This is a genomic window from Saccharopolyspora sp., assembly GCF_017434145.1.
GTDB lineage: Bacteria > Actinomycetota > Actinomycetes > Mycobacteriales > Pseudonocardiaceae > Saccharopolyspora_C > Saccharopolyspora_C galaxeae.
In genome coordinates this window covers 1-7,658 of record NZ_JAFRFW010000490.1, presented here as the reverse complement: position 1 = coordinate 7,658, position 7,658 = coordinate 1, and the positions used below count along the sequence as shown (strand labels likewise).

Genomic DNA, 7,658 nt, shown 5'->3' with positions numbered 1-7,658 from the left:
GTCCGGCCCGCGCCAGTCGCCGTTGCCGCACGGCGCGGGCCCGCCGCCGCAGGCGAACATCGCGCCCGGCACCAGCTGCGACTGCAGGTCCGGGGGTCCCATGTCGACACCGGTGTCGACCACGGCGATCGTCTGGCCCGCGCCGGTGCTGTTGTTCCAGGCATCCGCGGCGTGGATCTGGTCGAGTCCCCACTGCTGGCTTGCGAGGGGGTCGGTGGTGTCGGCGGCCGAGGCGGTCGGCGCTGCCAACGCGGTCACTCCGGCGACCGTTGCTACGAGGGCTCGCAAGCGCATGGGCTGCTCCCGAGATTGGTGAAACTTTTCAAGGCAACAACGACAGCCTGACTTCGATCGTTGCGTCCTGTCACCGTCCGATCGCAGAATGCGCTGACCGGCGCAGTCCTACTAGGACAAATGGAGCAGCGTGAACACGATAAAACGGACCCGGTGTCCGCTGTGGACGCCGGGTCCGCTCCCTCCCTTGCCCCATCCGGTTGCCTCGCAAGGAGATCGCGCGCCATCGGAGTGGGACTGATCGGAACTCTAGCCCGCGCCACCTTCGGATTGAACGGTTTGCGCAGGCCACGATCGGGTGTATTCCGCGCGCGGTCGCTCAGTGCGGGAGTCCGGTCGCGCGGGAGTCGGTCAAGTTCGGGAGTCGGTCAAGTTCGGGAGTCCGGGCTCAGCACCGGATTCAAGCCGTTCCACGAGAGCCCGCCCACGTGGAGCCCGCGATCGCCGGGCGGCGCGGGCAGATCACCGTGGAACGCGATTCGGCCGCCGTCGTCGAAAACGTCCTGACCGCCGGGATTGCGGACCGAGCCGCCCAAGGCTTCTTTGCTCAGCAACGTGCCGGGAGCCTTGGTGAACGGGCCGGTCGGGCTCGGCGCGGTGGCGTAGTTGGTGAAGTAATCCCCGCTGTCGAAGGTGTTTCCGGAGTAGAACAGCACGTAACCCTCCGGGCGGCGCACCAGCGTCGGAGCCTCCACGACACCGTTCTCCTCCGGGCGGTCCGCGCTCAGCAACGACACGTCCGCGCCCGCGGGGGTGAGTCCGTCCGCGGCGACCGGTCGCAAGTGGATGGTCGACGGGCCGCTGCGCGCCCGCGCGCCACGGGAATCCTTGTAGAGCAGATACCGCTTTCCGTCGTCGTCGACGAAACTCGCCGGGTCGATCACGTCGCCCTGGCCCGGTGCGCAGATCAGCGGTTCCGGACTCGTCGGCTCGAACGGGCCGAGTGGGGAATCCGCGACCGCGGCACCGATGCATTGCCTGCCGGAAGGCGCGTGATTCGCGGTGTAGTAGAGCAGGTAGGTGCCGTCGTCGCGGGCGCTGACATCGGGCGCCCAGATGTTCAGGCTGCCGGACTCGGAAGGACCGATCCACGGCGGGAGTTTCGGGAGCACGTCGGGGCGTTGCTGCCACGGACCGGCCGGATCCGACGCGGTCGCCAATTGCACGTGATATCCGCCGGTGTTGGTGGCGTAGGCGTAGTAGGTGTCGTCCTCGGTGAAGACGTCGGGATCGGGGAAATTGCGGTTGATGACCTGCTGTGCCAACTCGGGCCCCCTGGTCGGTTCGCGCGCTTGCGCGTTCGGCGACAAGATCAGCAGGAGAATGGCGGCGAGCAGGCTGACGCTGGAGCGCTTTCGCGGCACGGTCCCTCCTTCGGTGTCCGTGCCAGTTCAGTCGCGCCCCACCGACCTCGCCCGTCACGTTCACCTCACGAGTGACACCCGTCCGAGCGAGCGGACATGAGTGAACGGACCGCTCGACCGACCAGATCGGTCGAACGGTCCGTTCACTCGGAAAGATCGGGGGAGTGGATCACCTGATTGTGCGCAGAATGCGGGCGGAGATCACGGGGAGTGCGTCATTTCTCGGCTGCGGTGGCGTATTCGACCTCGTCCGCTTCGGGCGCGGATTCGCGCGTGGCGCGGGTGTGCGGCAGCGCGGAGTTCGACACCCCGGAGGCCAGCTCGTGCACGCTGCGGTCCTGCGGATTCCGCCGCACCACCACCGCGTACACCACGAGCCCGATGTGGATGAACACGACGGGCACCGCCAACACCAGGCAACGCACCAGCGTGCGGCCATCGAACGTGTCGAAGACCTGCTGCTGCACGTACGCCGGGTTCTGCTGGATCTGCGCGACGATCCCTCGCCACACGTCCGCTTCGGACACGAGGTTGACCAGCAGGACCAGCGCCCCTCCGCCGTACATCGCCATGGGCGGCACGACCGGAAGCGCCATCAGCAAGGCGCGCAACAGCAACTTACCGGCCGTGGGCCGCTTTCCGTCCGCAGTGGTCAGTCGCAGCAGCAGGAGCCACTTGCCCGGTGTGGTCCCGGTCAGCCTCGGCAGTCCCACGAACCACGCCAGGAAGACCACCGCTGCCGCGCCCGACATCAGGCGAAAGTCGACGGACATCCAGTATGCGGGGAACGCCGCGACCACCGCGCACGCCAAGCAGCCCGTCCAGTCCAGCAGCAGTGCCACCACGCGCCGCCCGAAGGGGACGGGATGCCGCGCCAGCACCCGATCGTCGAAGTGCCGCGGGTGCGAAAGCCGCCGCACGATCGGACCGGCCAGCAGCCAGCCGATCACCGCACCGGAGGTGTTCACGATCAAATCGTCCACATCGGCCAGCCGGTACGGGCAGGGATAGATCCCGAACAACCCGGTGTACTGGGAGATCTCGAACAGCAGCGAAGTGCCCAGGCCCGCCAGCGTCGTGGGTAGCAGGCCCCAGCGCAGCAGGTAGCGCAGGAACATGCCGAGCGGGACGATCAGCGCGATGTTGAAGACGGTCTTGTAGACCGCGGGATTGGTGAGGATCAGCGCGCTCAGCGTGAACTGGTGGTCCGCTTCCTTCCACACGTCGCCGAACGTGGAACCCGGGATCAGCTGCGGCTCGCGCATCTTCGCGTACTTGGTGCACACGTCCACCGACCCGCTCGGCAGCGGCATGATGACGAGGCAGCATGTCGCGATCCCGTAATACGCGAACGTGTAGAAGGACAACGCCGACCAGCGCATCACGCCGTGGCGGCGATACAGCACGACCGCGACCGGGACGAGCATCACGAACGCCAGCGCCGGGAAGATCAATGCGGATGCGCGGATCGGTAGCAGATAGGTCTCGAGCACGGGCCGTCAGTATTCCGCCGCCGCGGGCGGTTCCGGGAACGATCCGGTGGGATTCCGCGAACCTTCGGGATAACCCTTGTCGGCTTTTTCGGGTTCGCGGACCGGTCCCTGCGCTAGGAGGCCTCGGCCGCTGCCTTTCTGCGGGAGAACAGCAGGTTCAGCACGAGAGCGGCGAGGCAGCCGGTGCTGATCCCGGAATCCAGGACCGTGCGAAGGGCGGCCGGGGCGTGCTCGTAGAACTCCGGCTGCACGACCGGGATCAGTCCGATGCCCAGCGATGCGGCCACGATCAGCTGCTGGAACGGATCGCCGAGGTCGGCGCGGCCCAGCGTGCGGATCCCGCTGGCCGCCACCGAACCGAACAGCACCAGCGCGGCGCCGCCCAGAACCGGTTGCGGTACGAGGGAAACCATCGCGCCCGCGATCGGGAACAACCCGAGCAGCACCAGAATCCCGCCCGCTGCGGCGACGACGAAGCGGCTGCGCACCCTGGTGAGCGCGACCAGCCCGATGTTCTGCGCGAACGCGCTGCAGGTGAAACCGCCGAACAGCGCGCTGATCGCGCTTCCCGCGCCATCGGCCCGCAACCCGGCCGCGATGGTGCTCTCATCGGCGGGGCGGTCCACGATCTCGCCGAGCGCGATCATGTCCGCGGTGCTCTCCATCATCGCCACCAGCATCACCACGCACATCGAGAGCGTGGCGCTGACGCTGAACGACGGCGTGCCCAGCTCGAACGGCATCGGCAGGTGGAACACCGGCGCCTGCTCGAACGTCGAGGTGTCCACCAGCCCGAACGGCCACGCCAGCAGGGTGCCGATCAGCAGGCCGATCAGCAGCGCGATGCGGTTCCAGAAGCCCTTCAGGAACCGGTTGAGCAGCAGCACCAGCACCAGCGTCACCGCGCCCAGCACGATCCGCGCGGGTGAGCCGTAGTCCGGTGCGGACTGGTTCTGCCCGGCGATCCACTTGATGCCCACCGGCATCAGCGACAGCCCGATCAGCGTGATCACGGTGCCGTTCACGACCGGCGGGAAGAACCGCACCAGGCGCGAGAAGAACGGCGCGGCCAGGAACGCCAGCACACCGGCGATCAGCACCGCGCCGTAGACGACCGACAGCGGGTTGCCGCTCACCGGTTGCGCCACGATCGCCAGAATCGGTGCCACTGAGCCGAAAGTGACGCCGTTGACGAACGGCAGCCGCGCCCCGATCCGCCAGATCCCCAGCGACTGCAGCAGAGTCGCCAGCCCGGCGGTGAACAGGCTCGCGCCGATCAGCAACGTCCGCTGCACCGCGGACAGCCCCAAGGACTCACCGATGATCAGCGGCGGCGCCACCACGCCCGCGTACATCGCGGCGACGTGCTGCAACCCGAACGCGGCCATCTTGGGCGGCGGGGGGATCTTGTCCACCGGATGCACGGCGGCTGCTTCTTCGAGGGCCATCGCGGACTCCTAGGCCGGGAGGGATTTCGGCTCGAGTGCTACCCGGGAGGAGCCCTCGCCGGGTTTTCCGTCGGATCAACGCTGATCGCCCGTTCCAGGGCGCGCGGAATCGCGAGTGGTGAAAAGTTGAGAAAACTGCCGGCGGAATTCGCCGGTTGCCTCAGAACTCCGGGAGGCTGTACCAGGCGGCCTTGGCGGGTTCGACGTCGTCGCGGGTCACGGTGCCCTCGATCAGGCCGTACGGGCGGTCCGCGGCGAAGAAGACCTCGTTCTCGTTGGAGAGCCCGAACGGGGTCATGTCGACCAGGAAGTTGTGCTTGTTCGGCAGCGACAACCGGACTTCGGCGACCTCCGGGTGCTTTTCCAGCACCGAGCGGCCCATTTCGTACAGCGTCTGCTGCAAGGCGTAGCTGTGCGTCGTGGCGAACGCCTCGAGCATGGTGGCGCGGATTTCGCCGAAGCTCTTGTCCCAATCCACGTCGGTGCCGAGGTAGCGCCAGCGCGCGGTCACAGCGGTGGACAAGATCCGGTCGGTGGTCTCCTGCAGCGTGGTGTACTCGTCCTTCGGGTAGCCCCAGAACTCCGAGCCGGTCGACTTCAGCACCACCAGGTTCTTCAGGCCCGCGACGACGTGCGACACCGAGCCGTCCAAGGTGACCGCGACCGTCCTGGCCTCGTCGCCGTCGCGGTGGAAGGCGTGGTCGTGGCCCTCGCCGCCGACCGGAATGCGCGCCCACGGGTGTTCCTCGACCAGCACGCGCGCGCCGTGCACGGGTTCTTGCGTGTCGATGAAGTGCCTGCCCAGCCGCAGCGCGAAGTCCTCGATCGCGCCGATCGGGGCCTGCTTGGCGAACGCGTAGGCGGTGTTCTTCTGCGTGTCGGTCGGCAGCACGTTGGTGTTGTCGCCGGTGTAGTGCGTCTCGTCGAACTTCCCGCGCAGCGCGGTGCTCACGGTCAGATCGCGGAGGCCGTGCCTGCTGGTGGCGCGATCCACCGCCACCAAGCGGACTTCGGCCTTCCCGTACTGATTCGGTCCCATGACGATGCCCATTGAGGATCAGCTCCCTCGGTAGGTGGAGAACGCGAACGGGCTCAGCAGCAGCGGAACGTGGTAGTGCTGGGCGGGATCGGTGATCCGGAACGGGATCCGGACCCGCGGGTAGAAGGTTTCGGTGCCCTGGCGGGCGAAGTAGTCGCCGGTCTCGAAGATCACCTCGTAGTCGCCCGCGGCCAGCGAATCCGGGCCGAACTCCGGGATCCGGCCGTCGCCGTCGGTGACGCCTTCGGCCAACGTCGACTCCGCGCCGGCCAGGCGGACGGTGACGCCGGTCGCCGGGCGGCCCAGCGCGGCGTCCAGCACGTGCGTCGTCACAGCGCTCATTCGAGGACCTTCTCCAATCGCAGCAGCGCGATCTTGCGCAGTTCGTCGGCCACCACGCCCAGCTCGGTGCGCGGGTCGTTGTGCAGCCGGGAGCGCAGCACCTCCAGCAATTCGGCACCGCTGCGGCCGCTGGCGCAAACCAGGTAGACGTGGCCGAAGCGGTCCTCGTACTCCGCGTTCGCCGTCCGCAGCGCGCTCGCCAGCTCCGCGTCCCGGAAGTCCACACCGGACTGCTCCGATTTCGAGTGCGCGGCTTCCGCGCCCTGCCCCGAAGGGCGTTCACCGATCCGCGGGTGCGCGGACAGCGCGGCGTGCACTTCGTCGTCGGTGAGGTCGCGGGCGGCTTGGTCGGCCCGGTCGCGGAGCTCCCGCGACGAGTCGTACGGCCGGGCGTCGGCGACCACTGCGGCCCAGCGCGGCACGTCCAGGCACGCCCGCAGCTCGGCGAGCAGCGCGGGCCGATCCGCGGTGTTGAACCGGTCGGGTGCGGACATCGGGCTCCCCTCCGTTTCGTTGGGAAAGGAAGCTACGACCACCGCCGAACGGTGTCAACACTTTGTTGAAATTGCTGGTGGGGAGGGCTATTCGCGATTGAGGTAGTTGTAGACGGTGAATCGGCTGACGCCCAGCGCCTTGGCCACCGACTCCACCGACTTGCGCAACGTGAACGCGCCGCGCTCCTCCAGCAGCCGGACCGCCCGCTGCTTCTCGGCCCGTTCCAGCTCCGGCAGGCGCGCGCCCAGCTCCGCCTCCACCTCGGCGATCAGCCGGTCCAGCGCGCTCGTCAGCTCCGCGCCCGGTAGGCGCACCGCCAGCGCGGGCTCGCCTTCCCAGTACAGCAGCACGTCGCCGGCTTCCCGCTGCTCGACCGGAACTGCGGTGGCGTCGAGCCGCGTCAGCAGCGGCTCGATCGCGGAAGCCAACTCATGCACGCGAACAGCCTAATAAGGAGTGCGCCGCGGACGGAGTGCGCAGCGGGTGGGGCAGCGCCCGGCGCAGATCAGGGGGCACCGATCAGGGCTCGTCGGTGGTGATCTGCAGCGTGATCCGGTTCGCCCCGGCCGCCAACGCGGTGTCGAAGACGCCGGACAGCGCGCCGAGCACGGTCTCGCGCGGGCCGGTGACCGAGGTGCCGAGCGGGCCGAAGTCCGGCTCCAGCCCGGCCGCCCGCAGCCGGTCCCGCGCGGCCACCGCGTGCTGCGGCGGTTCCCCCTCGCCGCGGAACGGCTCGGTGGTGAACTCGGCCGTCACTGGTGATTGGGCCGTGACCTGCGATTCGGTCGGGTGCATGGGGGCCTCCGTCGAGTGCGGGGCGGGCCGGATTCCGCCCAGCCTACGACGCCGGACGAGGGCGACCGGGCCGGTCCGGAGCTGCCGGTGAGCAGATCCACGAGCGGCCCGGCCTGCTCCGCAAGGTGAGAAGTGATCAAGCGGGCTTCCGCTGATCGGGCGAGTCGGGTGGAATGTGCGGGTAACCAGTCGTCAGTGAGGAGAGCACCGTGCCCGGTCCCGTCCTGATCGCGCCGGACAAGTTCAAGGGGTCGTTGACCGCCCCGGGTGTCGCGGACGCGCTGGCCGCAGGGATGCCCGGGATCGAGGTGCGGCGGACGCCGGTCGCCGACGGCGGCGACGGAACCGTGCAGGCCGCGCTCGCCGCCGGTTACAAATCGGTGCCGGT

At 68.6% G+C, this 7,658-nt stretch carries 9 protein-coding genes and 1 pseudogene; 1 reads left to right on the top strand and 9 read right to left on the bottom strand.

What is annotated here, in order from left to right; all coding sequences use genetic code 11:
- The 9 genes and pseudogenes from IJH84_RS13705 to IJH84_RS13665 form a co-directional block, all read right to left on the bottom strand.
- Window positions 1-258 (bottom strand): annotated as a pseudogene (locus IJH84_RS13705) (hypothetical protein); the annotation flags it as partial.
- 404 nt (window positions 259-662) lie between these two features.
- Window positions 663-1,658 (bottom strand): glycoside hydrolase family 43 protein, encoded by a 996-nt coding sequence (locus IJH84_RS13700; protein WP_295144895.1) that lies wholly within the window; start codon window positions 1,656-1,658, stop codon window positions 663-665.
- Between the two features lie 215 nt (window positions 1,659-1,873).
- Complete coding sequence (locus IJH84_RS13695; protein ID WP_295144892.1) at window positions 1,874-3,151, bottom strand: VanZ family protein; 1,278 nt, start codon at window positions 3,149-3,151, stop codon at window positions 1,874-1,876.
- 113 nt (window positions 3,152-3,264) lie between these two features.
- Window positions 3,265-4,599: a nucleobase:cation symporter-2 family protein gene (locus IJH84_RS13690; protein ID WP_295144889.1), complete on the bottom strand. Its 1,335-nt coding sequence runs from the start codon at window positions 4,597-4,599 to the stop codon at window positions 3,265-3,267.
- 160 nt (window positions 4,600-4,759) lie between these two features.
- The gene (gene pucL / locus IJH84_RS13685; protein WP_295144885.1) at window positions 4,760-5,650 is read right to left on the bottom strand and encodes a factor-independent urate hydroxylase; all 891 of its coding nucleotides are present in this window, start codon (window positions 5,648-5,650) and stop codon (window positions 4,760-4,762) included.
- 6 nt (window positions 5,651-5,656) lie between these two features.
- Window positions 5,657-5,980: a hydroxyisourate hydrolase gene (gene uraH, locus IJH84_RS13680; RefSeq protein ID WP_200068467.1), complete on the bottom strand. Its 324-nt coding sequence runs from the start codon at window positions 5,978-5,980 to the stop codon at window positions 5,657-5,659.
- Window positions 5,977-6,474: a 2-oxo-4-hydroxy-4-carboxy-5-ureidoimidazoline decarboxylase gene (uraD, locus tag IJH84_RS13675; RefSeq protein ID WP_200068468.1), complete on the bottom strand. Its 498-nt coding sequence runs from the start codon at window positions 6,472-6,474 to the stop codon at window positions 5,977-5,979. Before uraD ends, uraH begins: the two co-directional genes overlap by 4 nt.
- A gap of 87 nt (window positions 6,475-6,561) precedes the next feature.
- On the bottom strand, window positions 6,562-6,912 hold the full coding sequence (locus IJH84_RS13670) for a helix-turn-helix domain-containing protein (RefSeq protein WP_200068469.1): 351 nt from the start codon (window positions 6,910-6,912) through the stop codon (window positions 6,562-6,564).
- 82 nt (window positions 6,913-6,994) lie between these two features.
- On the bottom strand, window positions 6,995-7,270 hold the full coding sequence (locus IJH84_RS13665) for a hypothetical protein (RefSeq protein ID WP_200068470.1): 276 nt from the start codon (window positions 7,268-7,270) through the stop codon (window positions 6,995-6,997).
- A gap of 209 nt (window positions 7,271-7,479) precedes the next feature.
- Between IJH84_RS13665 and IJH84_RS13660 the strand changes: the two genes are divergently transcribed.
- Window positions 7,480-7,658 (top strand): glycerate kinase (locus tag IJH84_RS13660; protein ID WP_295144898.1); only part of this gene is annotated, 179 nt, incomplete at its 3' end.